This is a genomic window from Blastomonas sp. 34TW (assembly GCF_059803595.1).
Map to the genome: position 1 here is coordinate 132,373 of NZ_JAPFGW010000007.1, position 23,820 is coordinate 156,192.

Consider the following 23,820-nt stretch of genomic DNA (forward strand, 5'->3'; position numbering starts at 1 on the left):
GCTTTCCGGCTTTGGTCGGAAAACGGGCTAGGGCGAACATGGGAGACAAAGGCATGGATTTCCTCAACAACATCGTCGGCCAGCTCGGCGGCACCGACAAGATCGCCAGTCTCGCCAAGCAGGTCGGCCTCAGCGAAGCGCAGGTCCAGGCCGCGATGGCGGCGCTCGGCAAGGCCGCGCCGCAACCCGGCGACACCGCTGCATCCGCCGCGCAATCGACCGGCCTGCCGCTCGACAAGCTGCAGGACCTGCTTGCCCAGGTCGGCGGCGAGGATGCGCTGAAGAAGATCGGCGGCTTTCTCGACCGCGACGGCGACGGCAACCCGGTCAACGACATCATGGGCTTCGCGAAGAAGTTCACCGGGCAGTAAGCAACCTCACGAGCCGCCCGAGGCGACGGCATGCCCTGCCATCTCTCCCCTCACGCTTGCGGGAGGGGAAGGTTCGGTCCGCCGAACCGGGCTGGGCCAGAAAAGTCGCGCTCACCAAGCTCGCCTCCGGCTCGCCCCGCCCCGGCTTCGCCACCCCTCCCGCCAGCACGAGGGGAGAAATCCAAGCTTCGCTCCAAATCCTCCCCGAGCTTGTCTCGGGGAGGGGGACCGCCGACCGAAGGTCGGGGGTGGAGGGGAAGCGATACGGCATGACGATTATCGGGGCACAACACCTTCACCCCTCCACCACCCGCTGCGCGGGCGGTCCCCCTCCCCCAGCAAGCTGTGGGAGGATTTTAGGTTACTCCGCCGCTTCCTCCGCCTCACCCGCCGCGATCAGCGCGGCATCGCCGTAGCGCGGCAACGCCTCGATCTCGTCGATCGTCTCGAGCTCGCGCTTGCCGGTTTCGATATTGAGTGCGGCGAACTTGCGGCCAGTGGACAGCACGTTGCGTTCGAAGCTGCCGACGAACTTGTTGTAATGACCGACCGCGCTCGACAGGCCTGAGCCGACGCGCTTCAAATGCTCGGCGGAAACGGCGAGCCGGTCGTAGAGCTCCTTGCCGAGCTGGCCGATCTGCCGTGCCTCCTGCGCCAGGCCTTCCTGCCGCCAGACGCTGGCGACGGTGCGCGCGATGGCGACCAGATTGGTCGGTGTGGCCAGCAGCACCCTCTTTTCAAAGGCATAGTCCCAGAGCTTGGCGTCATGCTCCAACGCGGCCGAAAGGAAATGCTCGCCGGGTACGAACATGATGACGTAATCCGGCGCGTCGGCGAACTGGTCCCAATAGGCCTTGCGCGACAGGCCATCGATATGCGCCTTCATCGAGGCGCAATGCGCGGTCAGCGCGATGCGACGCGCATCGTCGTCATCCGCCCCGAAAGCGTCCTGATAGGCGTTCAGCGACACCTTGGCGTCGATCACCAGCGACCGACCGCCGGGCACCTTGACCACCGCATCGGGGCGGAGCCGACCATCCTCGGTATCGACGCTCAGCTCCATCAGGAAATCGGTGCGTTCGGCTAGGCCGCAGCTTTCGAGCACGTTGCGCAGCTGCTGCTCGCCCCAGCGCCCGCGCGCCTTGGGGGCGTTACGCAAGCTGTTGACCAGCCGCGCCGCTTCGGTCTGCACCCGCTCCTGCCCGGCGCGCATCTGCTCGATCAGGCCGGTGAGGTTGCCATAGGCCTCGCTGCGCGTCGCCTCGATCTTCTGGACCTGATCCTCATAGCTTTTCAGCCGCTCGCCCACCGGCGCGAGCAGCGCGCGGATCTTTTCCTCGTTTTTCTCTTCCGACTGGGCAAAGCGCTCGTTCGCGCGGCGCAGGAACGCCTCCTGTGCCTCGCCCAGCAGCTTGTTGCCGACCTCGCCGAATTGCTGTGCGAGCTGCTCACGCGCCTCGACCAGCAGCCGAACCTGCTTGTCGTGATTGGCGGCATCGGCCTTGAGCGCCGACAGCTCGGTCGCTGCCGCCTCATATTGCGCGCGGGCCGTGTCGAGCCGCTGGGCAAGATCATCCGCCTGGCGCGCGCGTTCGCTCGCCGCGGCAAGCTGGCCCTGAAGCGCCGCGCCCTGCTGGCGCGCTTCGTCGAGTTTCAGCGCGAACTCATCCGCGAGCTTCGCACGCTCGCTAGCGCCTGCAAGATCGCGGATCGCGGCGTTGAACTGCTCCTGCAGCGCCTTGAGCTGCCCCTGCGCCTCATCACGCTCCTTGCGCGCATCGGCAACCGGCTTGCCGCCGAAGAACCAGCCGATGCCAAGCCCTGCGATCAACGAAATGACGATAAGAATGGCGACCATCGGGTCCATGACAAGCTTCCGCGCAGAGGAGTGGAACGAAAGGCGAACCTAGAGCGCGGTGCGGTGATTGGCAATGGGGCAATGCCGCAGGATTGGGGAGAGGTGCTTGTCCGCCCCCGTCATTCCCGCGCACGCGGGAATCCCGCTGCTTTGGCAATGGCGAAGGAGTAGCGGGACCCCCGCCTTCGCGGGGGTGACGGCTTTCAGCAATTAAGGGTCAATGCAGCGGTCACGCCGCCTTGCGCATCTTCTCGAGCTTTTTCAGCACCATCTGGCGCTTGAGGCGCGACAGGTGGTCGATGAACAGGATGCCCTCGAGATGGTCCATCTCGTGCTGCAGACAGGTCGCCATCAGCCCGTCCATCGCTTCTTCGTGCACCTTGCCGTCGAGATCCTGCCAGCGCGCGCGGATGCTCGCGGGGCGCTCGACTTCGGCATATTGGTCGGGGACCGAAAGGCAGCCCTCGTTGTAGAGCGAGTATTCGGCGGACGGGTCGAGGATTTCGGGATTGATGAAGACGCGCGGCGCCTTGATCGGCTTGCCTTCCTCGTCTTCCTGCTCCTGCAGGTCGATCACCAGCACCCGCTTGGGCACGCCGACCTGGATCGCAGCGAGGCCGATGCCGGGCGCGTCGTACATGGTCTCGAACATGTCGGCGACCAGGGTGCGCAGGTCTTCGTCGAACGTCTCGACAGGGGTGGAGACGGTCTTCAACCGCGGATCGGGCACTTCAAGGATGGGACGGATAGCCATGCCGTCCAGATATGACCGCAAGGCCGCCCGGTCAAGCGGTGGCCGCGGACGCTATCAGGCGCGACCGAAGCTGCGCGGCGCCGACAGGCCGCCGGCAGGGGCGAGCGCGCGTCGGCCAAAGCCGCGTCGCTCGACCAGCGGGTTGGCTTCCTTTTCGAGCAGCGTGAGCGAGCCGAGGAACATCTCGCGCAACGACACCACGTCTTCGAGCAGTTCGTCAGGCTCGACATGCGTCTCGACGCAATGCCGCGCGACCATCTCGATCTTCTCGGACAGCAGGCCAAGGCGCTCGGCACCGAACTGATGCGCTTCGCTCTTCAGCGTGTGCGCGGGCAGCACCAGCCGGGCCGCGTTGCGTTCACGCATCGCAGCTTCGATCGCGTCGACCGACTTGACGCCGTCCTCGCGAAAATAGCCCAGAATGCGCACGAAATCGTTGCCCATAGTCGCCCGTGCATCGGCATAGGTCGACCAGTTGACCAGCGGCGCTTCCTCGTAAGACATGATGCTTTCTCCCGGCATGTCCAAGCACTGACACCGGAAACTACATCGCTAATGGTAAATGAAGTCTTGCGCAAAGCTAGTCATAGATCATTTTAAGACAAAAATGTCGACGACTGCCCTACCTTCAATAATTGCCCCCAAATCAGTTGTTTGAAAAGGGGTTTTTGGGCGCGCGATAGGTCAGGCGAACGGGTACCGCGCCGAATCCAAGCTCGCGACGCAGGCCGTTGACCAGGTAGCGCGAATAGCTTTCGGGCAGCTCATCCACGCGCGTCCCGAAGATGACGAAGCCCGGCGGGCGCACCTTGGCCTGAGTGATATAGCGCAGCTTGATTCGCTTGCCGCCCGGCGCCGGTGGCGGATTGGTCTCCACCGCCATCTCGAACCAGCGGTTGAGCTGACCGGTCGAAACACGCCGCGACCAGGCGGTGCGGGTTTCGAACGCGACCTTGATCAGCGTGTCGATACCCTTGCCGGTCACGCCCGAAATGGTGAGCACCGGCACGCCCTTGAGCTGTGCGAGACCTTCATCGAGCGCGGCCTTGATGCCGTTGAACAGGCTCGAGGCATCCTGCGCCACGTCCCATTTGTTGATCGCGATGACCAGCGCGCGGCCTTCCTTGATCACATGGTCGGCGATCTTGAGCTCCTGCAGCTCCAGCCCGCGCGTCGCATCGAGCAGCAGCACCACGACCTCGGCATAGTCGATCGCGCGGCGCGCATCGGCAACCGAGAGCTTTTCCAGCTTGTCGGTGACCTTGGCCTTCTTGCGCATGCCGGCGGTATCGATCAGCCGCACCTTGCGGGGCGGCGCGCCATCGGCGGGGTTCCAGGTCCAGTCGATCGCGATCGAATCGCGGGTGATGCCGGCCTCGGGCCCGGTGATCAGCCGATCCTCGCCCAGGATCTTGTTGATCAGCGTCGACTTGCCCGCGTTGGGACGCCCGACGATCGCAAGCTGCAGCGGCGCGGCTTCGAGCGCGCTTTCGTCAACCGATTCGGCATCGAGATGCACATTGGCGAACTCGGTCTCCGGCTCGCCCTCTTCTTCCCAGTCCTCGATCAGCGGGCGCAACGCGTCGAACAGTTCGGCCAGCCCCACGCCATGTTCGGCGCTGAACGCGATCGGCTCGCCCATGCCCAGCGCATAGGATTCCATGAGGCCCGCATCGGCAGAACGGCCTTCCGCCTTGTTGCCCATGAGGATGATCGGAGTCTTGGTGGTGCGCAGCCAGCGGGCGATTTCCTCGTCGAGCGGGGTCAGCCCGGCGCGGGCATCGAACACGAAGATCGCCGCGCGCGCGCTGGCGACGGCGGCCTCGGTCTGCTGGCGCATCCGGCCCGGCAGCGTTTCGGGGTCTTCGTCCTCATAGCCGGCGGTATCGACGATCTGGAAATGTAGGCCCAGCAGCTCGGCCTTGCCGACGCGCCGGTCGCGCGTGACACCGGGCTGGTCGTCGACCAGCGCCAGCTTCTTGCCCACCAGACGATTGAACAAAGTGGATTTGCCGACATTGGGCCGGCCGATAATGACGATTTCGGGTAACATTCTGCCGCCTGTATAGCGGAAGGGAGCATTTGTCTCCCCCCGCAATCAGGCTGCCCTTACCTATAGGCGGTAATCGTGCCGCCGTCGTCAAGAATGTAGAGCGTGTTGTTTGCCACGATCGGGGGCAGCGACACCTTCTCCTTCAGCTCGAACAGCAGCGAAAACGTGCCGTCCGCCGGATTGACGCTGCCCACTTCGCCCTCGGTATTGACGGTGAAGAGGCGGCCGCCCGCGAGCACCGGCCCGTTCCAGTAGATCGCGCCTTCCTTCTTCTTTTCCTTGCGGTAGCGCTGCAGCTGGGTCGACCAACGCACCTTGCCGGTGGCGCGTGCGATGCACAGGATGCGCGCGTCGTCGGTCAGCACGAACAGCCATTCGCCCGCGATCACCGGGGTCGAAATCCCCGCGATGTTGAGCTCCCAGATGCGCTGGCCGGTCACCAGCTCATAGGCGGCCATGCGTCCGCCCTCGCCCACCGCATAGACGCGGCCGCGATCGATGATCGGATCGGCATCGATATCGGTCAGCGTCGACACCGAGGTCGAGATGCTGGTGCGCGCCAGAGCATCGGACCACAGGTTGCGCCCGTTTTCATAGCGATAGGCGATCAGCTCACCGCTCGAGAAGCCTGCGACCACGGTGCCCTGCCCTGCCGCAGGTGCCGCGACGCCGAACACGCCCGCCTGGCCGAGCGATCCGCTCTGGCTCCAGGTGGTGGTGCCATCAGTCTGGTTGAGTGCGATGAGCTGGTTGTCCTGCGTCATCACATAGACCGAGCCGAAGGCCAGGGTCGGTGCGCCGCGCAGTGGGCCGGCCGGCTTGACGCGCCAGATCTGCGAACCGTCGCTCGGGTTAAGCGCAGCGACTTCGCCGACGCCGTTGGTGGCATAGACCCGGTTGGCATCGACGCTGACGCCGCCGCCGAAAACCGAGGCCGATCCGCCATTATCCGGCTCGATCGTCACCGACCAGACCGGGGCACCCGACGCGGCATCATAAGCATGAACCGTGCCGCTGGTGTCGATGGCATAGAGGCGACCGTTGAACACAACCGGCGCGGCGGCGAGGCGGACGCGCAGGCTCGACCCTGCAATCCGGGCGCTCCAGGCGCGGGTGATAGTGTCGCCGATGGTCAGATGGCCAATGGCCTTGGTGGCGCTGCCGCCCGGCTGGTTCCAATTTGCGTTGGTCACTGCCGGGGGCAGGATTACCGATACGCCGGCCAGGTCCTTGTCCACCTCCGCACCATTTTCGGCGCGGGTCAGAATGGAGGTTCGATTGCCCACAGTGGGCGTGACGGGCTTGTCCTTGCCGCCCAGAACGCCGCATCCTGCCAGCGTGGCCGACAGCGCGAGAATCGTCGCCCATTTTGCCTTGTGCATTGCCAGTCAAGCTCCCCGAATCATCACTAAATCAACGTCAACGGTAGCGACCCGCAAAATTCTTCTTATTGCGCACCCGACGGTGCGGCCAGACCCGGCGCAGCGGCGGGGGTCGCAACGCCCTGCGCCTTGCCCGGATCATCGACCGCGTCGATGCCCATGACACCCGCCAACTGACGCGCACGTGAACGGATGGTTTCCGGCACCTGCTTGTCTTCGGCCAACTGCTGGAACAGCGGGCCCGCCAGGTCCGGCTTGTTCATCCGCATGTGCGCAATGGCCACCATTTCGCCCGCGCTGCCGAACCAGGGGTTGCCGGGAACCGCCAGCGGCTTGAGCCGCGTGATCACGTCCTGCGGCTTCAGGCTGTCATATTCCGCCGCCGTCTGGCGGATCAGCGCAAGGTCGCGCAGCGGCTGCGGCAGACTGTCATCGCCGGCCACCTTGGCAAAGATCGCCGCTGCCGCCTTGGGATCGTTCTGCTCCTGCTTGATGCCCGCTTGGAGCAGCTGCGCGGCGGCGCGATAGCCCGGCTGATCCGCAGTCTCGAGCGGCTTCAGGGCGTTGGCCGCGCCTGCCAGATTGTTGCCCCGCAGCGCATCGAGCGCATTGGTCATTTCCTCGCCGCGCACGCCGGCAGCCTCGGCCTGGCTGTGCCGGTACCAGAACCAGCCGCCCAGCGCGAGCAGGATGACGACGATGCCGATCAGCAGGTGCCTGCCGTAATTCTGGACGATCCCCGCCATCTGGTCCTGACGCAGCGCATCATCGACTTCGCGCAGGAACATGGCGTCGCGCGCGGCGTCTGCGTCCTTATTCGGTGTCAGCGCCAAAACGGGCTCCTTGCATAGCTTTCGCGGCCGAAAGGCGTTCGCCCCGGCTCAAGGTCAGCGTCTTTAAACGCGGGCTTCGCCAAAAGCCATGGCAAATTTGCCACGCCGCCCCCGGGTTCAGAAGCGCTTGCGGAAGCTCAGCGAAACCACGCGTCCCTGCGGATCGATAAAGCCGGGCTGGTAGCGCAGCGGGACTTCGCCCGCCTCGTTGGTCACCCGCTGCTGCGCGTTGAAGATGTTGTCTACCCCCAGCCGCAGGCGTGATCCCTTGAGGAACGGCAGTGCCTCGGTCAGCTTGGGCTTGTTGTCGAAATTGACGAACGCGCGCATGCCGAAGGTCGCGATATCGTTGAAGCGCAGGTCGGTGGAGCCCGGCAGCCCGCCGCCGTCGACGCGCGATCCGCTCTGGTAATTGCCCGTAAAGCGCAGGCCGATGCCGTTGAGGAACAGCCCGCCCTCCAGCTCGACGCCATGCCGCGGCACGCCGCCGTTCGATCCGATGGCCGAGCCGCCCAGCAGGTCGAGATCGGCCAGTCCCGGACGGATGCGGATCGTCTCGGCAAAGCGGACGGTATGATAGATCGAGATGTTCCAGCGACCGCCACGCCCGCCCGCGCCAGGACCGAAGCCGCCTGACGGACCACGCGGCGGACCACCGGCGCCGGGGCCACGCGGAGGTCCGCCCGCCGCTGCACGCTCGCCCCCTGGACCGCCCGGCGGAGGACCGCCGGCCCCCGGACCACGCGGCGGGCCGCCCGCGCCCTGCCGCCCAGGACCACCGGGGCCGCCAGCGCCGCCACCGCGTTCATCGCCACCGATCCGCTTCGAGAAGTTGATGCCGTAGCGCAGCCGATCGCTGGTCACCCGATCATAGTTGATCGCGCGCTGGTCGATCGCGAGCAGCGTGCCGTCATTGTCGCGGATGATGCGGTCGGGGAAAGCGGCCTCGATCTCGGGCGTCAGGATCGGGAAGGATGCCGTGGTGCCATAGCTCCGGTTGCGGATGAACTCGCCGAGGAAATCCAGCCCCTCGATGAACGGCGGCCGATAGCTCACCGACACCTTGACGTCGCGACGCTCCTCGGCCGTCAGCAGCGGATTGCCGCCCGAAATGATGGTCGCCAGCACCGTCTCGTTGCGCGCAAGATCGAAGGTGCTGACATTGGGGGTCACGATCTGCGGATCGCCCAGCTGGCCGATGCCGGGCGCGGCCTCCTCGCCGATCAGCGAGGCCTGGATCGTCAGCGTGTCGGTCGGCGACCAGTTAAGCCCATAGCCGAAACTCAGCAACCCGCCGACATCGCTCAGCTCGCGATAGCCGAGATTGCCGTTGACCGAGAGCTTGCCGAACCAGTCGGACATATAGGTGTCGACCAGCGGCACATCGATGTTCGCCGAGACGTTCGCCTCGCTTCGGGTGAGCGAGACGCTGCCCTGCCCTGCCCTGCGGCTGTCGGTCGAATCCTGCAGGCGGCGGGCAAAGCCGCCGACCAGGGTGAGGTTGACCGGGCCGGCCGGCAGATCGGCCAGCTTGCCATTGGCGGTGAGCTGCGTGTTGAACAGCTGGTTGCGGCTCTCTGCCGTATCGCTCACCAGGCCGGGCAGCAGCGAACCGAGCGTCCCGGTGAACGGATTGATCGCTCCGCTCGCGCGCGAAATCGCGGCCTGGACGCCGCTCGTGTCCACGGGCTGATCGATGATCGTCAGCGTATCGACCCGGGTATAGTCACCCGTTAGCGCCCATTTCCAGTTCGCAGGCAGCACGCCATTCGCGTTGAAACCCAGCGAATAGGTGTCGCTATCGACCGTCCGGGTGATCGCGCGTGGATCGCCGAACGCCGTGAGCAGGCTGACATCGCGGCCGAAGGGGTTGAACGGGTTGGCCGCAGGAACCGTCAGCGTGGCAGTGTTGAGTCCGAGCAGCGAGGTCGCGAAATTGTTCGTATAGGTCGCGTTGACCTGGACATTGGTGTCCGGCCCCAGATTGCGGGCATAGGTCGCGTTCGCCTGGATGCGGTCCGAATTGGGGATGAGCGTGCGGAACTCGCCCAGATCGGTCGTGTTCGGCGCGGCATTGAAGGCGGAGAGCGCCGGGGCGCCGGTCAGTCCCTGTGGCACGCCTGCCAGCGTCACCGTCCGCCCGGCGAGCGCGCTCAGCGCCGGGCTGATCTCGGCGCCCGTTCCGAAGGGCGACGCGCCGACATTGCCACCCAGCGCAAAAGGTGCGCTGCTGTCCGGCTGCACGATCCCGCGTTCGCTCTCACGCAGGGCGGTCGCCATCTCGTATTCCACGTCGATGATCAGCCGGGTGTCCTTGCCCAGCTTGGTAAAGGTGCCTTCGAACTCGGTTGTGCCATAACCGCCCTGGGTCGAAAGGCCGTTGTCGACCTCCGCCGCGAGGCTCTGGTAATTGTCGACCAGAATGAAGTTGATGACGCGCTGATCGGGGCGGAAGCCGTATTTGAGCGCGAGCTCTTCGGGGAACACTTCGACCTTGGCGATAGCCTCGGGCGGAATGTCACGGATCGCGCGGAAACCGGAGACGCGCTGGCCGTTGAGCAGCACCACCGGGCCGTCGCCGCCGCGCCCGCGCGCGCTGCCGGTCTGCGGCGCAATCTGTTGCAGCAGCTCGGCGAGCGACGAGGCGCCATAGCTTGCGACATCCTGCGCATTGAGTTCGGTCACCGGCGGAATGTCGGTCTGGATCGACCCGCGCAGCCGCTCGGCCCGCACCACGATGGTCTCGCCATCGGCATCCGGCTCCGTATCGGGCGGCGGCGGATCGGCGGGGGTTTGCGCCGCGTCTTGCGGCTGCGCAGCCTCGGCACTGGCGGCCTTGGCATCGGCCGCTTCATCGTCGAGCGATGCAGCCAGTGCGGCGGGGCTCGCGGCAACCAGCAGCACCGATGCGAGGGACAGGCCGAGCGGGCGGCGCACGGCGCATGGGTCGTTTGACCGTGAGAGCGGCAGAAGGATCATGGGGGACAGCGTCTCTTTATCTTCGGCGACGATGGGGGCAGCGCCTGGGGGATTGATCTGTTGCAGCGCAATATGATGCGGATGCCTGCATTGCCCAGTGCTGAATTGTAACAAATTTTAGCCAGACCTTCGGTTCGCCGCGTCGGCCAGCCCCTTGCAAACTCCCGTCTTTTCTTTTGCACGCTTTGTCTGTAAGGCGCGCTGAACTTTGCGCGGGCTCACGGGTATCCCGTCCGTGCAGACAGGCGGTGTGAAAAGGTCGCGCCGCCACAAACGCAAACCACATTGCAGGGGCCGAATGGCAAAAGAAGAACTTCTCGAAATGCGCGGCCAGGTGGTCGAACTGCTTCCCAACGCCATGTTCCGCGTGAAGCTGGAAAACGATCATGAAATTCTGGGCCATACCGCCGGCAAGATGCGCAAGAACCGCATCCGCGTGCTGGTGGGCGACGAGGTTCTGGTCGAGCTGACGCCTTATGATCTGACCAAGGGCCGGATTACCTACCGCTTCAAATAATGGCGCAGCTGATCCTCGCATCGGCCAGCCCCCGCCGCCAGCAATTGCTGGCGCGGATCGGCGTCACTGCGGACGCCATCATCCCCGCCGATATCGACGAATCCTCCCGCAAGGGCGAACTGCCGCGCGTCTATGCCCGGCGCATGGCGGCAGAAAAGGCGGCAGTGATTGCCGCGCAGCATCGCGATAGTGCCGTGTTGTCCGGCGATACGGTCGTCGCCGCCGGTCGGCGCATCCTGCCCAAGGCAGAGAGCGAGGCCGATGCACGCATGTGCCTGGACCTCATTTCCGGACGGCGGCATCTGGTGCTGTCTGCGGTCACGCTGATGCTGCCCGGCGGACGCGCCCTGCACCGGCTTTCCGAGAGCATCGTGACCTTCAAGCGGCTGCATGCCGACGAGGTGGAAGCCTATATTGCGGGCGGCGAATGGCAGGGCAAGGCGGGCGGCTATGCCATCCAGGGCAGCGCCGAGGCGCTGATCCGGTCGATATCGGGCAGCTATAGCGGCATCATGGGCCTGCCGCTCTACGAGACCCGCAGCATGCTGCTCAGCGCCGGCCTGCTCAAGCCCTGACATGGCCCACTGGCTCTACGAAAACGGCATCGGCGAAGAGCGCGCAGCGCTGATCGAGCGGGGCCGGATCGTCGAGGCCTGCATCCAGCGAAACGATGACACATATGCTGTCGGCGCCGTGCTCGACGTCAAGCTGCTCGCCAGGAGCGCGGGAGGTCATCGTGCGCGGGCGCTGTTGCCCGATGGCAGCGTGGCAATGATCCAGCCGGTGCCCAAGGGCGCCAGCGAAGGCGCGATCGTCCGCGCGCAGATCGTGCGCGAGGCGATGATCGAGCCCGGCACCCGCCGCGCCAAGCCCCCGCGCCTCAAGCCCGTCCCCGCCGAAACGCCGCTGCGCGCGGCCCCGCGCCTGATCGACCGGCTGAACGCCGAAGGCATCGAGATCATCCGCTGCGTTGCGGGCGGCCCCGACCGGCTTGCCGATGCGGGCTGGAACGACGTGATCGAGGAGGCCGAGATCGGCCAGGTCGCCTTTGCCGGCGGGCTGCTGACCTTCTCGCCAACGCCCGCGATGATGGTCGTCGATGTGGACGGCGATGTCGCGCCACGCGCGCTGGCGCTTGCCGCCGCCCCCGCGCTTGGGCAATCGATCCGGCGGCACGGGATCGGCGGGGGCATCGTGGTCGATTTCCCGGCCCTGTCGGACAAGGCGGATCGCAATGCCGTGGTCGAAGCGTTCGATGCGGCGATACAGCTGCCGTGCGAGCGAACCGCGATCAACGGCTTCGGCCTGATGCAGATCGTCGCGCGTCGCCCGCGTGCATCGCTGATCGAGCTGCACGCCGTCGATCCTGTGCGCTGGAGCCTGCTGGGCCAGTTGCGCAGCGCCGAGCGTTCGGGCGGCACCGGCCCGATCGCGCTGGCGCTCGCTCCCGCCGAATCGGCTTTGCTGGATCGCCAGCCCGACTGGCTGGAAGAACTGCAGCGGCGCACCGGGCGACCGGTTGCAGTTGATCCGCACCAGCCCTAGATGCGGAGGCCATGAGCACCCCCCGCCCCTGCCCCTTGTGCAAGCAACCAGCACGCCCCGATTTCGCGCCTTTTTGCAGCAAGGCCTGCAAGGATCGCGACCTGCTGCAATGGCTGGGCGAAGGCTATCGCGTGCCCGGCCCGCCCGCTGACCGGCCCGATGCCGAATATGATTGAGCGGCAATGGCGGGCAGGTGATTTTGCTATGGACAAGCCTGCCCAAGCCTGCCTATAGGCGGCGCTCCAAATCGCCGGTCTGGCGATGAGCCTTGAAAGCCCACCCTGCAAACGGTGCGGCACGGCCCGATGCCCGGGTAGCTCAGTTGGTAGAGCATGCGACTGAAAATCGCAGTGTCGGCGGTTCGATCCCGTCCCCGGGCACCACTCCTTATTCCTTGCCCGCAACAGTCCATGCGCTGCGAATCGGACGATTCGCGCTGCTCGCATGGCTCAGCCGGCGTGGCGTGCCTGCTTCTTGCCGCGCTCAAATATGATCGGCACCGCAGAGCGGCGGGCAACCTCGCGCAATACAAAGCTGCTGCGAATTTTTGCGACATTCGGCAGGTTGGATAGTTCGCGACGATAGATTTCATCATACTCGTCCAGCGAGCTTACGTGGATCATGATTATGAAGTCGGTATCACCCGAGATGAATCCACAGTAGGATATCGAAGGGCATTTGATAACTTCGCGTTCGAATTCGTCAAGCACATGTTCTGCCTGCGATCGCAGTTCGACCATCACAATAACCACGCCAGAAAATCCCAGTTCCTGCAAGGAAAGACTGGCGCTGTAGCCCATGATTATTCCCGCTTCCTCCATGATTCGGCGACGACGGGCCACGGCGGTACTGGAAAGATTGATCAACTCGCCCAATGCCACGTCGGACATTCGGCCTTCGGACGACAAAGCCTCAAGGATTCGAAAATCGGTTCTGTCGAGCTCCAGCGCAGCGGATTTCATCCAATTTCCCCACTTTTGATTGGTTATCCGCACAAATTCCGGGCGAATTTGGCAAATTTCGATGTTTATTCTGCCCCGTTTTCTGTTAGCCTGCAAGGGCGAAGGGGCAGAATGGCTCCGGCAATCAGGGATCAAGGCACATAATCGCTCAGCGACGCACAACAATATTCCATTTTGTGCGGATCAAGACGATCAGAATTGCCTCAATGCAAGGACTGAAGATTATAAAATAACAAATCGGGAGAAGATGGCGAAAGGCCCTGCAAACCAGATAATTGGGGGGTAATCCATGGGGTCCTTTTCTACGCCTTATTCGCAACGTTTACTTCGGACAAAGGCGCTTTTAGCCTGTGCCGCTGCGATGCCGGCACTGGGGTTCGCTCCGGCCGCGCTGGCGCAGTCCGTCGGTGATCAGGCCGCCGAGCAAGCCAGCGAAGCCGATGGCGAGGCCGAGAAGATTATCACCGTTACCGGATCGCGCATCGCCCGCGATGGCTATGATGCCCCCACCCCGGCCAATGTCGTCACCGAAGCCGAGCTCGACGCCGAACCCCAGGCGAATATCGGTGATTATGTCAGCACGCTGCCAGCGGTCAGGGGCAGCCAGTCCTCCTCGACCAATTCGGGTTCGCTTTCCAACGGCCAGGCCGGGATCGCGACGGTCAACCTGCGCAATCTGGGCGCGAACCGCACGCTCATCCTGATCGACGGGCAGCGCTCCGTTGCATCGGCCACGGTCGGCTTTGTCGATGTCCAGACCATCCCGCAGGGCCTGATCAAGGGCGTGGAGGTGGTCACCGGCGGTGCCTCGTCGGCTTACGGATCGGATGCGGTCGCAGGTGTGGTCAATTTCATCCTCGACAAGGATTTCACCGGGCTCAAGGCCGAATATGAATATGGTATCACCACCTATGGCGATGTGCCGAACCATCTCGTCCGCTTGACCGGCGGCACCAATTTCGCCGATGGCCGGGGCAAGCTGCTGCTTGCGGGCGATTATTTCACACAAGAAGGCGTCGATACGATCGACCGCAAATGGCAGCAGAGCGGCTTCTTCCAGATCGACAATCCGGCCTATGCTGTCGGCAACGGCCAGCCCGAGCGGCTGGTCGCGGCAGGAATCGGCACCTATCAGTTCACGCCGGGCGGCATCGTCAATTCCGGCCCCTTGCGCGGCACCTATTTCGGGTCGATCAATCCCGCCACCGGCCAGGCGAGCCTCAACCAGTTCACCTATGGCCCCAATCGCGGCCAGTGGATGCAGGGCGGCGATTTCCGCATCAGCCGCGAGGGGCATCTCAATTCGAACTCGCTCGCGCCAGACGAGAAGCGCATCAACGTCTTCGGCCGCGCGAGCTATGAATTCTCGCCCGCGTTCGAACTGTACGGCCAGGTCTCCTATTCGCGCTACGAGGGGCAGAGCTTCTACCAGAAGACCCCCTCCCCCTCGGTCGTGATCCAGCGCGACAATGCGTATCTGCCCGATGCGTTTCGCGCGCTGATGGTCGCCAACAACCTCACCAGCGTCACGATCGGCACCGGCAATTTCGGCATACCGGCACAGGGCAGCGACAATACGCGCGATGTCTATCGCTACGTCGCGGGTCTCAAGGGCGCGTTCGACACCGGCAGCATCGCCTGGAGCTATGATGCCTATTATCAGCTCGGCATCGCCAAGACCCAGGAACAGCTGACCAACACCTGGGTGACCTCGCGCCTGGCGCTCGCGACGGATGCGGTGCGCAATTCGGCGGGCACGATCGTCTGCCGATCGACGCTGACCAACCCGACCAATGGCTGCGTCCCGATCAACCGCATCGGCCTCGCGCCGGTCAGCGACGCCGCGCTCAATTACATCTTCAACGACGGCCTGCAGCCCTCGCGGCGGCAGCGGCTGCAGCAGGATGTCGCCGCAGTCACCTTCCAGACCGCGAGCCTGTTCGAAAACTGGGCGGGCCCGGTCAGCCTGGCCTTCGGCGCCGAATATCGCCGCGAAGAGGTCGATGGGTCGCTCAATCCCGATGCGCCCAACAATCTGGGCTTTCTCTACGGCAATTACCGGGTCACCACTGGCGATTACGATGTGAAGGAAGCGTTCGTCGAGACGGTATTCCCCGTCTTCGAGGGGGCTGATCTCAACGGCGCGCTGCGCGTTACCGACTATTCGACCTCCGGCACGGTCGTCACCTGGAAGCTGGGCGGGACCTGGCAGGTGATCGACGATTTCAAGCTGCGCGTGACCCGCTCGCGCGACATTCGTGCGCCCAATCTCAACGACCTGTTCGCGCCGGGCACCGCGCGCACCAACACCGTCAACGTGCCGGTCGCGGGCGGCGGCACCCGCGCCGACACGTTCCTCGAGCAGATTACCGGCAACCTCAACCTCGCTCCCGAGGTCGCGCGCACCTGGGGCGTCGGCGGGGTGTTCATGCCCAGCTCCCTGCCCGGCTTTGCCGCCTCGGTCGACTATTTCGACATTGCGCTCAGCGGCGCGATCGCCACGCTCACCGCGCAGACCACCGCCAATCTGTGCTTCGAGCAGAATGTCGCGTCGCAATGCGCGCAGATCGCCTTCGCTGCGCCGAACGATATCAGCACGATCACGCTGGTTCCGTTCAACTTCTCGTCGGTCAAGGTGCGCGGAATCGATTTCGAGGCGAGCTATCGCCGTGCGATCGGTCCGGGCAATCTGACGCTGCGTGCGGTCGTCTCGCATTATATCGACAATATCACCGACAACGGCATCAACGCGCCGGTCGATCTGGCCGGGCAGAATGCCGGCGGCGGCGATGCGACGCCTTCCTGGAACTATCGCCTGTCGGCCAATTACGACACCGAAAGCTGGTCGTTCAATGCGGTGGGCCGCGGCTTTTCCGACGGCGTGTACAACAACAATTTCATCGAGTGCCAGACCGGCTGTCCGCTCTCCACCCCCGATTTCCGCACGATCAACACCAACCGGATCGACGGCCAATGGTATCTCGACCTTTCGGTGACCAGGCGGTTCAAGATCGCCGCGTCCGAGGCGGAGGTGTTCCTCTATGTCCGCAACGTGTTCGATACCGACCCGGTGCTGGTCGGCAACGGCCCGACCGGTGACAACACGCCGGCCTATCCGCAGACCAACCGCAACCTCTATGACGTGCTTGGCCGCGTCTTCCGCATGGGGGTTCGTTTCACGCTGTAACCGCAGACACGACAGGGTACGCTTGCATCCCTGCTCCGTGCCCTGTCGTGACCAGTGCCCGTCCAATCAACGCCTTGTACCAGGAAACCGATGACGATGACCCGATCGATGAAATTGCTGACCGCCCTGTTGATGGCCTCCACTCCGTTCGCGGCGCAGGCCAAGGCACCCGCCGCGATGAAGAAGGAGGCGATGGCGGAAGTCGACGAACAGGCCAAGCTCGTCCAGGAAATGGTCGATTCCGTGTTCAGCTTTCAGGAGCCGGGCTTTCAGGAATTCGAGACCGCCGAATATCTGACCGGAATACTGGAAAAGAACGGCTTCACCATCACCAAGGGGGTGGCAGGCATCCCCACCGCCTGGACCGCGACCTGGAGCAATGGCGATGGGCCGGTGGTGGCGCTTGGATCGGATGTCGACGGGCTGCTCGGCCTGTCGCAGATGCCTGGCGTGCCGCAATTGAAGCCGATCGTGCCGGGCGCGCCCGGCCATGGCGAGGGGCATAATTCGGGCATGCCGCTGATCGTTGCCGCCGCGATTGCCGCCAAGGAGGTGATGATCAAGCACGGCATCAAGGGCAAGCTGATGCTCTGGCCGGGCGTCGCCGAGGAGCTGCTGGCAACCAAGGCCTATTATGTCCGCGCAGGGCTGTTCAAGGACGTGGATGTCTCGATCTTCACCCATGTCGCCTCCAGCTTCGGCACCAGCTATGGCGATTCCGGCAATAACGGCATGGTCTCGGTCGAATACACGTTCAAGGGCATCACCAGCCATGCCGCAGGCGCGCCCTGGTCCGGGCGCAGCGCGCTGGACGCGGTGGAACTCATGAACATCGCCTGGAACATGCGACGCGAGCATTTGCCGCTCACCCAGCGCTCGCATTATGTCATCACCAATGGCGGCGGGCAGCCCAATATCGTCCCGGGCGAGGCATCGGTCTGGTATTATTTCCGCGAGCAGAATTTCGAGTCCATCCGGCATCTCTACAATACCGGCAGCGACATTGCCGAAGCCGCCGCCAAGGCGACAGGCACGTTCGTCAGCCGCCGCGTGCTGGGCTATGCCGCACCCAATTTCGGCAACAAGCCGCTCGCCGAAGCCGCGCAAGCCAATATCGAGATGGTCGGCATGCCCAAATGGTCACCCGAGGACCAGGCGTTTACCAAGGCAGTGCAAGAGGCGCTGAAGTTCAAGATCGCGCCGCTCAAGACCACGGTCGAGCCACTCTCGACGCCCGAAACGCGCGGCACTTCGATGGGCGGCGGATCGGACGATATCGGCGACATCATGTGGACGGTACCGACGATCACCATCCGCTTTCCGTCGAACATTCCCAGCATGATCGGGCATAACGTCACCTCGGCGATCGCGATGGCGACGCCGATCGCGCACAAGGGCGCGGTCGCGGGAGCGAAGGCGGTGGCACTGACGGTGCTCGACGTGATGACCACGCCCAAGCTGGTCAGCGACGCCAAGACCTATTTTACTACGGTGCAGACCAAGGATCAGAAATACGATCCGGTGCTCACCCCCGAAGACCAGCCCGCCATCCACCTCAACAAGGAGCTGATGGAGCGCATCCGGCCCGAGCTGAAGAAATATTATTACGATCCCAGCAAATACAGCTCGTATCTGGAGCAGCTGGGCATCACCTATCCGCAGCTGACGCCGCAATAAACCGTGGCGGCATGCCATCGGGTCGCACCGATCGCCGGGCAGAGTTGGTGCAAGTCGCCCGCTCTGCCCGGCGCAGCCCGCCGGTCACCTTGCGCCGGGCATCGTTCCCGGACGAAGATATGGCAACAGATGACCGACATAGTCGATCTTGCCGAGCGGCGCGCCCTGCGCGCGCAGGATCGCATAGGCGGTCATCACGTGGAAATAGAATTGCGGGATCGCCCAATCGCGCGCGTACTGGGCCGCAGTGAAGTCGAAGATCATGCCCATCGGCAGTTCATGCGCGATTGCCATATCGTCCGCGACATCCGCCAGGCCATCGGCGGCTGCCTCCACGATGGCAATGGTATCGGCAATGCGTGCCTGCGCATCGGCGATGGTCCATGGCTTTGCGCCCGCTTCCACCCCTTCGCCGCGCAACGCCGCGATCGCATCGGGAAAATCCTGCCCGCGCAGCCGCGCCATCGCCTCCTGCGCCTGAACGCAGGCAAAGCAAATCTGCGTGAACAATGGGAACATGTCGGGCGCCAGCCGCGCCTGCATGATCTGCGCCGACTGTTCGGCATCGAAATGCTGCTCCGCCTTGCCCAGCCAGGCCGAAAGCGCGCCCAGCATCTGCACGAAACTGGGTACGAGAGTATCCTTGAGGTTCATTCGTTGGTCCTTTTTGCGATGCGCCACCTTAGCCGGAACCTCCCGCCGGCAAAGCCTTTCGCTTGAAATTAAACTGTTCTTTCTTTGTTCCACTCCCTATATGCGGAATATGAGCGAAAAACCGATTCTGCAGAAGCTGGCCTTGCTCGCCGATGCGGCGAAATATGACGCTTCGTGCGCATCTTCGGGCACGGTGCGGCGCGACTCCACGGGTACCAAGGGTATCGGCTCGACCGGCGGCATGGGCATCTGCCACAGCTATGCGCCCGATGGGCGGTGCATCTCGCTGCTAAAGATCCTGCTCACCAATTTCTGCATCTACGATTGCCGCTTCTGCATCAATCGCGCGTCGAGCAACGTGCCGCGCGCGCGGTTCAACCCGGCCGAGGTCGTCCGGCTGACGCTCGATTTCTACAAGCGCAACTATATCGAGGGGCTGTTCCTGTCCTCGGGCATCATCCGGTCGGAGGACTATACGATGGAACAGCTGGTCGAGGTCGCCCGGCTGCTGCGTGAGGAGCACCGGTTCGGCGGCTATATCCACCTCAAGACAATCGCTGGCGCTTCGCCCGAATTGATCGCCAAGGCAGGGCTCTATGCCGATCGGCTTTCGACCAATGTCGAGCTGCCGACCGAGGATGGCTTGAAGAGCTTCGCGCCGGAGAAGAAGCCGCAGACGATCCGCAAGACCATGGCCAATGTCCGCGTCGGCGTCGAAGATGCAGTCGAGGCGCGCAAGGACCGGCTGCTCAAGAAGGCAAAACCGCCGCGCTTCGCGCCCGCGGGCCAATCGACCCAGATGATCGTCGGCGCAGACGGCGCGCGCGACGACGATATCCTCGCTTCGGCCACCAGCCTCTATTCGGGCTATCGCCTGCGCCGGGTCTATTATTCGGCCTATAGCCCGATCCCCGATGCCAGCAGCGACCTGCCCCCGGTGCGCCCGCCGCTGATGCGCGAGCACCGGCTGTATCAGGCCGATTGGCTGCTGCGCTTCTATGGCTTCGACCGCGCCGAGATCATGGCCGGAGCGAACGAGGGCATGCTCGACCTGTCGATCGATCCCAAGCTGGCCTGGGCGCTGCAGCGGCGCGAGAGTTTTCCGGTCGATATCAACCGCGCACCGCGCGAGATGCTGCTGCGCGTGCCGGGCCTCGGCACCAAGGCGGTTGACCGGATTATCGCGGCACGCCGGCTGGGCGCGATCCGCATCGGCGATCTGGCGCGCCTTACCGCCTCGGTGAAGAAGGTGCTGCCCTTCGTCACCACGGCCGACTGGCGACCCGGGGGCCTTACCGACAGCGCCAATCTGCGCGCGCGCTTCGCGCCGGCGCCCGAGCAGATGAGCCTCGCGCTGTAGGGCCATGCGCGAGATCATCCTCCAGCAGCCGGGCGAGTTCGAAGAGTGGCGCGGCCATGCACGAGCGCTGCTCGCCGCCCGCGTGCCGCCCGAGGATATCGTCTGGCGGCCTGCGGGCGAAAGCGCCTCACTGTTCGCCGACAGCGCGCCGCTCCAGCCCCAGCGTACGGTCAGCCTGCCCCGCGAACTGGTCGCCATTGCCGACCGGGTGATCTGCCATCGCGACGATGGCGTGCCCTCGCGACTGTACCGGGTGCTGTGGCGCGCGCTCGACGATCGCAAGCTGATCGAGCGGCGCACCGATCCCGATACCGACTGGCTGATGCGTTGCGACAAGGCGATCCGGCGCGATCTGCACAAGATGCACGCATTCGTCCGCTTTCGCAGGCTGGGCGAGGACGAGACGGGACGCGAGCGCTACATCGCCTGGTTCGAGCCCGAGCATCGCATCCTGCGGCTGGCCGCGCCTTTTTTCCGCAAGCGCTTCTACGGCATGGATTGGGCGATCCTCACCCCCGATGCCCGCGCGATATGGCATGCCGAGGAGCTGCATCTCGGGCCCGGCGGCACGCGCGACGAAGTACCCGATCACGACGTGGTCGAGGACCAGTGGCGCACCTATTATGGCGCCATCTTCAACCCGGCCCGGGTCAAGATCGCCGCCATGCGCGCCGAGATGCCCAAGAAATACTGGCACAACCTACCCGAGGCGCAGGACATTGCGCCGCTGATCGCGGGGGCCGAGGCGCGCGTGGAACGGATGCGCGAGACAGCCGTCTCGCTCGCAAACCCCCGCAGCGACAAATGGCGCGTGCGCGGGGAAGCGGAGACTGTCTTGCCCGAGGCCATCGCATCGCTGGACGATCTGAACCAGGCCGTGCGCGCCTGCACCCGCTGCCCGCTGCATTGTCACGCGACCCAGGCGGTGACTGGCGAAGGCCCCCGCCAGGCGCGGATCATGCTGGTCGGCGAACAGCCGGGTGACCGCGAGGATCTGGAAGGCCGTCCGTTCGTCGGTCCCGCGGGACAGCTGCTCGACGAAGCCCTCACCGAGGCCGGGCTCGACCGCGCGACGCTCTACGTCACCAACGCGGTCAAGCATTTCAAGTTCGTCGCGCGCGGCAAGCGCCGGTTGCACCAGAACCCCAGCACCGGCGAGATCGACATCTGCCGCTGGTGGCTCGATCAGGAGCGCGCGCTCGTGAGGCCCGATCTCATCGTGTCCCTGGGCGGCAGCGCGCTGCGCGGGCTCACCGGCAAATCGGTGAGCATCTCGTCGATGCGCGGCAAGGTCCATGCGCTGGATGACGGTGCCCGGCTGATCGCGACGGTGCACCCCTCGTTCCTGCTGCGTCTGCCCGACCGCGAGCGCGCCAGGGCCGAACGCGATCAGTTCGTCGCCGATCTGGCTTCTGCCAAACATATGGCCGACAGTCTTGCCTGATCGCGCAACCCTCAAGGCCAAGCCGCGTATGGTCGGCATGGCTCAAACGTGTAATTCCAACGACCATCCGCTGGCGGAGCGCTTTCGCGCGTTCATCCAGGATCGCAATTTTCCCTGTGTTGGCGCCAAATCCGCGCTGGCCAAGGGCAATATGCGGATCATCATCGGACGCGACCTGCGTTCGGCCTGGGACGACCTGCGTATTCATCCCGCGCTGATGGAGATCGCGCGCGATTACGCGCTCGACCCCGCGCCGTTCCAGTCGCTCGCGGTGCTGTTCGAGGAGGATGCCGGGCTCGACGAGGCTGGGTTCGAACAGCATCTGTGGCAACGGTTGCAGTCGCTGAGCGACAAGGACGATTGGCTCGGCCAGCCGGTCGATCCGCGGGTCAGCGGCGATCCCGATGACCCGCATTTCTCGCTGAGCTTTGGCGGCGAGGCATTTTTCGTGGTCGGCCTGCATCCGGGTGCCAGTCGCCCGGCGCGGCGCTTCAATCGACCGGCCCTGGTTTTTAACCTGCACGACCAGTTCGAACAATTGCGCGCCTCGGGCGTGTACGAGAAGATGCGCGGCACGATCATCGATCGCGACGTGGCCCTGGCCGGTGCACCCAACCCCATGCTGGCGCGTCACGGCACGATTTCCGAGGCCCGGCAATATAGCGGCCGGGCGGTCGGAAGCGAGTGGCGCTGTCCGCTGCGCCCGAGAAAGGCCGCCGAACATGCCGCATGAAATTCCGCCGCGTTCGGGCACCGCATTCACGCTGAACAAGGGGCAGACGCTCACCGTTACGGATGTGCTGGGCGAACAGGTGGCGGACCTGCTGGCCTTCAACCGGCACGATATCGGCGAGGTCATCTCGTCGGGGCGCACGCTCGACTATGCCAGCAAGATCTACCTTTCGACCGGGGACCTGCTCTATTCGAACCGCAGTCAGGTGATGCTCGAGATCATCGCCGATGATGTCGGTCGCCACGACTTTTTGCTGACGCCGTGCTCGAAGGACACGTTCCGCATCATCTATGGCGATACCGATCCGCATCGCGGCTGTTTCGGCAATCTCGCCGCCGCGCTGGCGCCTTATGGCGTGACAGAGGACATGATTCCGGTCGCATTCAACTGCTTTATGAACGTGCCGATCGACGGCGCCACGGGCGAACTGCGGGTCGATCCGCCGCTCAGCAAGGCTGGGGAATCGATCACCTTCCGCGCGCATATGGACCTGATCATCGGGCTCACCGCCTGTTCGGCGCTGCAATCGAACAATGGTTCGTTCAAGCCCATCCAATACGCCGTGACCGATTAGGCATCAGCGCTTGCGCGCGGCAAGATAGAACCAGTCCCCCATTCCGATCTTCGGCCCGGCCCAGGCGAGCGGGGCAAAGGCCAGGGCATACGCCAGGCGCTTCGGGCTGCGCATCAAAGTCTGCGCCGTGCCGAACGTATAGGCAAGGTCGATGGCCGTGTGGCGGGTACCCAGGCATTCGAACCCGCGCGCCTCGAGCATCGCAGACAGGGTGCGAACCGAAAACTGATAGAGATGCCAGGGTGGCTCGATATGCGGCCAATAGCCAAGCGGCCCCGCCAATGGCTCGGACGCACGTGGAAACAGTCCGTCGATATTCGGCGTCGACAGGATGAACAGCCCGCCGGGCTTCAGCAGCCGATGGGCGGCCACGATGTCGCGTGCGGGATCGCGGACATGCTCGATCACGTCGAACATGGTGACAATATCGAGCATGCCCTCGGCATCGTCGACGGCGTGGATATCGCCATCGGTGATCGAGAGGTGAAAATGATCGCGTGCAAACTGCGCCGATGCAGCCGAAAACTCGACGCCAGCGACGTCGAACCCGACCCGCCGTGCCTCGTTCAAAAACAATCCGGTCGAACAGCCGATATCGAGCAGCTGACCGCCAGAGGCGAAACGCTCGACAAAATGCAGATGCTCGCGGGCGATCGCTGCCATCCGCACGAAGGCCTCGTTTTCCGGATCGTGCAGCTGAGTGTGATAGTCGTTGCCCGCCTGGTACATGGCTGCAAGCGCCGCGTCCGATGGCGGATTGGTGATGAAGGCGAGGCCGCATTGCCCGCACCGCTCAAGCATGTAGCCCGAGACACGCGCGACGGGGCGTGTCTCGGTCGATCCACAATGATTGCAGGCGGCACTGGGCCTGGGCTGCGCCATGTCGGTATCCCATCGCAGGAGGCAGGTCTGTACGAGGCCGCAGCTCGTTTCATGC

Annotated in this window: 21 protein-coding genes and 1 tRNA gene; 12 read left to right on the forward strand and 10 right to left on the reverse strand. The window is 64.4% G+C overall.

The window, feature by feature from the left end:
- Positions 1 to 53 precede the first annotated feature (53 nt).
- Positions 54 to 371: a hypothetical protein gene (locus tag OPU69_RS10820; RefSeq protein WP_498510970.1), complete on the forward strand. Its 318-nt coding sequence runs from the start codon at positions 54 to 56 to the stop codon at positions 369 to 371.
- 361 nt (positions 372 to 732) lie between these two features.
- On the opposite strand, the gene OPU69_RS10825 is transcribed toward OPU69_RS10820, so the two are convergent.
- From OPU69_RS10825 to OPU69_RS10855, 7 genes are all read right to left on the reverse strand, one after another.
- Complete coding sequence (locus OPU69_RS10825; RefSeq protein ID WP_498510972.1) at positions 733 to 2,238, reverse strand: DNA recombination protein RmuC; 1,506 nt, start codon at positions 2,236 to 2,238, stop codon at positions 733 to 735.
- A 220-nt stretch (positions 2,239 to 2,458) separates the two neighbouring features.
- The gene (def, locus tag OPU69_RS10830) at positions 2,459 to 2,983 is read right to left on the reverse strand and encodes a peptide deformylase (protein WP_060978413.1); all 525 of its coding nucleotides are present in this window, start codon (positions 2,981 to 2,983) and stop codon (positions 2,459 to 2,461) included.
- 54 nt (positions 2,984 to 3,037) lie between these two features.
- Positions 3,038 to 3,487, reverse strand: coding sequence for an Hpt domain-containing protein (locus OPU69_RS10835; RefSeq protein WP_060978429.1), 450 nt, complete (start codon positions 3,485 to 3,487; stop codon positions 3,038 to 3,040).
- A gap of 142 nt (positions 3,488 to 3,629) precedes the next feature.
- On the reverse strand, positions 3,630 to 5,036 hold the full coding sequence (gene der, locus OPU69_RS10840) for a ribosome biogenesis GTPase Der (RefSeq protein ID WP_060978414.1): 1,407 nt from the start codon (positions 5,034 to 5,036) through the stop codon (positions 3,630 to 3,632).
- 56 nt (positions 5,037 to 5,092) lie between these two features.
- Positions 5,093 to 6,418 carry a PQQ-like beta-propeller repeat protein gene (locus OPU69_RS10845; RefSeq protein WP_060978415.1) on the reverse strand — a complete coding sequence of 442 codons (1,326 nt, stop codon included), beginning with the start codon at positions 6,416 to 6,418 and terminating at the stop codon, positions 5,093 to 5,095.
- A gap of 65 nt (positions 6,419 to 6,483) precedes the next feature.
- Entirely contained in the window at positions 6,484 to 7,251 is a 768-nt protein-coding gene (locus OPU69_RS10850) for a tetratricopeptide repeat protein (RefSeq protein ID WP_060978416.1), read from the reverse strand.
- A 117-nt stretch (positions 7,252 to 7,368) separates the two neighbouring features.
- Positions 7,369 to 10,230 carry a TonB-dependent receptor gene (locus OPU69_RS10855; protein WP_498510976.1) on the reverse strand — a complete coding sequence of 954 codons (2,862 nt, stop codon included), beginning with the start codon at positions 10,228 to 10,230 and terminating at the stop codon, positions 7,369 to 7,371.
- A 298-nt stretch (positions 10,231 to 10,528) separates the two neighbouring features.
- On the opposite strand from OPU69_RS10855, the gene infA reads away from it, so the two are divergent.
- The 5 genes from infA (at position 10,529) to OPU69_RS10880 (ending at position 12,675) form a co-directional block, all read left to right on the forward strand.
- Positions 10,529 to 10,747, forward strand: coding sequence for a translation initiation factor IF-1 (gene infA / locus OPU69_RS10860; protein ID WP_010162480.1), 219 nt, complete (start codon positions 10,529 to 10,531; stop codon positions 10,745 to 10,747).
- Entirely contained in the window at positions 10,747 to 11,322 is a 576-nt protein-coding gene (locus OPU69_RS10865; RefSeq protein WP_498510981.1) for a Maf family protein, read from the forward strand. Before infA ends, OPU69_RS10865 begins: the two co-directional genes overlap by 1 nt.
- A gap of 1 nt (position 11,323) precedes the next feature.
- Positions 11,324 to 12,292: a ribonuclease E/G gene (locus tag OPU69_RS10870; RefSeq protein ID WP_498510983.1), complete on the forward strand. Its 969-nt coding sequence runs from the start codon at positions 11,324 to 11,326 to the stop codon at positions 12,290 to 12,292.
- Between the two features lie 11 nt (positions 12,293 to 12,303).
- Complete coding sequence (locus tag OPU69_RS10875) at positions 12,304 to 12,468, forward strand: DNA gyrase inhibitor YacG (protein WP_498510985.1); 165 nt, start codon at positions 12,304 to 12,306, stop codon at positions 12,466 to 12,468.
- Positions 12,469 to 12,599: 131 nt separating this feature from the next.
- Positions 12,600 to 12,675, forward strand: a tRNA-Phe gene (locus tag OPU69_RS10880).
- A gap of 66 nt (positions 12,676 to 12,741) precedes the next feature.
- Here the strand turns inward: OPU69_RS10880 and OPU69_RS10885 are convergent.
- Complete coding sequence (locus OPU69_RS10885; protein WP_060978421.1) at positions 12,742 to 13,254, reverse strand: Lrp/AsnC family transcriptional regulator; 513 nt, start codon at positions 13,252 to 13,254, stop codon at positions 12,742 to 12,744.
- Positions 13,255 to 13,615: 361 nt separating this feature from the next.
- Here OPU69_RS10885 and OPU69_RS10890 point away from each other — a divergent pair, with 361 nt between their 5' ends.
- Together OPU69_RS10890 and OPU69_RS10895 are read left to right on the forward strand one after the other, a co-directional pair.
- A complete protein-coding gene (locus OPU69_RS10890; protein WP_498510987.1) occupies positions 13,616 to 16,441 on the forward strand; it encodes a TonB-dependent receptor plug domain-containing protein in 2,826 nt (941 codons plus the stop codon).
- Positions 16,442 to 16,531: 90 nt separating this feature from the next.
- A complete protein-coding gene (locus OPU69_RS10895; protein ID WP_081097089.1) occupies positions 16,532 to 18,118 on the forward strand; it encodes an amidohydrolase in 1,587 nt (528 codons plus the stop codon).
- An 84-nt stretch (positions 18,119 to 18,202) separates the two neighbouring features.
- On the opposite strand, the gene OPU69_RS10900 is transcribed toward OPU69_RS10895, so the two are convergent.
- On the reverse strand, positions 18,203 to 18,772 hold the full coding sequence (locus OPU69_RS10900; RefSeq protein WP_060978423.1) for a DUF1993 domain-containing protein: 570 nt from the start codon (positions 18,770 to 18,772) through the stop codon (positions 18,203 to 18,205).
- Between the two features lie 109 nt (positions 18,773 to 18,881).
- On the opposite strand from OPU69_RS10900, the gene OPU69_RS10905 reads away from it, so the two are divergent.
- From OPU69_RS10905 to OPU69_RS10920, 4 genes are read left to right on the forward strand one after another with little or no spacing between them, the layout of a single operon-like run.
- Entirely contained in the window at positions 18,882 to 20,132 is a 1,251-nt protein-coding gene (locus tag OPU69_RS10905) for a putative DNA modification/repair radical SAM protein (protein ID WP_060978424.1), read from the forward strand.
- 4 nt (positions 20,133 to 20,136) lie between these two features.
- The gene (locus OPU69_RS10910; RefSeq protein ID WP_498510990.1) at positions 20,137 to 21,576 is read left to right on the forward strand and encodes a UdgX family uracil-DNA binding protein; all 1,440 of its coding nucleotides are present in this window, start codon (positions 20,137 to 20,139) and stop codon (positions 21,574 to 21,576) included.
- Between the two features lie 37 nt (positions 21,577 to 21,613).
- A complete protein-coding gene (gntA, locus tag OPU69_RS10915) occupies positions 21,614 to 22,309 on the forward strand; it encodes a guanitoxin biosynthesis heme-dependent pre-guanitoxin N-hydroxylase GntA (RefSeq protein WP_498511067.1) in 696 nt (231 codons plus the stop codon).
- Positions 22,299 to 22,883: a DUF1989 domain-containing protein gene (locus OPU69_RS10920; protein ID WP_498510992.1), complete on the forward strand. Its 585-nt coding sequence runs from the start codon at positions 22,299 to 22,301 to the stop codon at positions 22,881 to 22,883. Before gntA ends, OPU69_RS10920 begins: the two co-directional genes overlap by 11 nt.
- Positions 22,884 to 22,886: 3 nt before the next feature.
- Here the strand turns inward: OPU69_RS10920 and OPU69_RS10925 are convergent, their stop codons facing one another.
- Positions 22,887 to 23,765, reverse strand: a complete 879-nt coding sequence (locus OPU69_RS10925) for a class I SAM-dependent methyltransferase (protein WP_066110954.1) — start codon at positions 23,763 to 23,765, stop codon at positions 22,887 to 22,889.
- Positions 23,766 to 23,820: the final 55 nt, after the last annotated feature.

Excerpts from the sequence above, each read along its gene's own strand:
- OPU69_RS10870 (WP_498510983.1), top strand. The coding sequence starts at position 11,324 with ATGGCCCACTGGCTCTACGAAAACGGCATCGGCGAAGAGCGCGCAGCG.
- OPU69_RS10895 (WP_081097089.1), top strand. The coding sequence starts at position 16,532 with ATGACGATGACCCGATCGATGAAATTGCTGACCGCCCTGTTGATGGCC.
- OPU69_RS10855 (WP_498510976.1), bottom strand. The coding sequence starts at position 10,230 with ATGATCCTTCTGCCGCTCTCACGGTCAAACGACCCATGCGCCGTGCGC.
- OPU69_RS10925 (WP_066110954.1), bottom strand. The coding sequence starts at position 23,765 with ATGGCGCAGCCCAGGCCCAGTGCCGCCTGCAATCATTGTGGATCGACC.
- OPU69_RS10910 (WP_498510990.1), top strand. The coding sequence starts at position 20,137 with ATGCGCGAGATCATCCTCCAGCAGCCGGGCGAGTTCGAAGAGTGGCGC.
- OPU69_RS10865 (WP_498510981.1), top strand. The coding sequence starts at position 10,747 with ATGGCGCAGCTGATCCTCGCATCGGCCAGCCCCCGCCGCCAGCAATTG.
- OPU69_RS10825 (WP_498510972.1), bottom strand. The coding sequence starts at position 2,238 with ATGGACCCGATGGTCGCCATTCTTATCGTCATTTCGTTGATCGCAGGG.
- gntA (WP_498511067.1), top strand. The coding sequence starts at position 21,614 with ATGGCTCAAACGTGTAATTCCAACGACCATCCGCTGGCGGAGCGCTTT.
- OPU69_RS10875 (WP_498510985.1), top strand. The coding sequence starts at position 12,304 with ATGAGCACCCCCCGCCCCTGCCCCTTGTGCAAGCAACCAGCACGCCCC.
- OPU69_RS10885 (WP_060978421.1), bottom strand. The coding sequence starts at position 13,254 with ATGAAATCCGCTGCGCTGGAGCTCGACAGAACCGATTTTCGAATCCTT.
- OPU69_RS10905 (WP_060978424.1), top strand. The coding sequence starts at position 18,882 with ATGAGCGAAAAACCGATTCTGCAGAAGCTGGCCTTGCTCGCCGATGCG.
- OPU69_RS10890 (WP_498510987.1), top strand. The coding sequence starts at position 13,616 with ATGCCGGCACTGGGGTTCGCTCCGGCCGCGCTGGCGCAGTCCGTCGGT.
- OPU69_RS10900 (WP_060978423.1), bottom strand. The coding sequence starts at position 18,772 with ATGAACCTCAAGGATACTCTCGTACCCAGTTTCGTGCAGATGCTGGGC.
- infA (WP_010162480.1), top strand. The coding sequence starts at position 10,529 with ATGGCAAAAGAAGAACTTCTCGAAATGCGCGGCCAGGTGGTCGAACTG.
- OPU69_RS10820 (WP_498510970.1), top strand. The coding sequence starts at position 54 with ATGGATTTCCTCAACAACATCGTCGGCCAGCTCGGCGGCACCGACAAG.
- der (WP_060978414.1), bottom strand. The coding sequence starts at position 5,036 with ATGTTACCCGAAATCGTCATTATCGGCCGGCCCAATGTCGGCAAATCC.
- OPU69_RS10920 (WP_498510992.1), top strand. The coding sequence starts at position 22,299 with ATGCCGCATGAAATTCCGCCGCGTTCGGGCACCGCATTCACGCTGAAC.
- OPU69_RS10835 (WP_060978429.1), bottom strand. The coding sequence starts at position 3,487 with ATGTCTTACGAGGAAGCGCCGCTGGTCAACTGGTCGACCTATGCCGAT.
- def (WP_060978413.1), bottom strand. The coding sequence starts at position 2,983 with ATGGCTATCCGTCCCATCCTTGAAGTGCCCGATCCGCGGTTGAAGACC.
- OPU69_RS10845 (WP_060978415.1), bottom strand. The coding sequence starts at position 6,418 with ATGCACAAGGCAAAATGGGCGACGATTCTCGCGCTGTCGGCCACGCTG.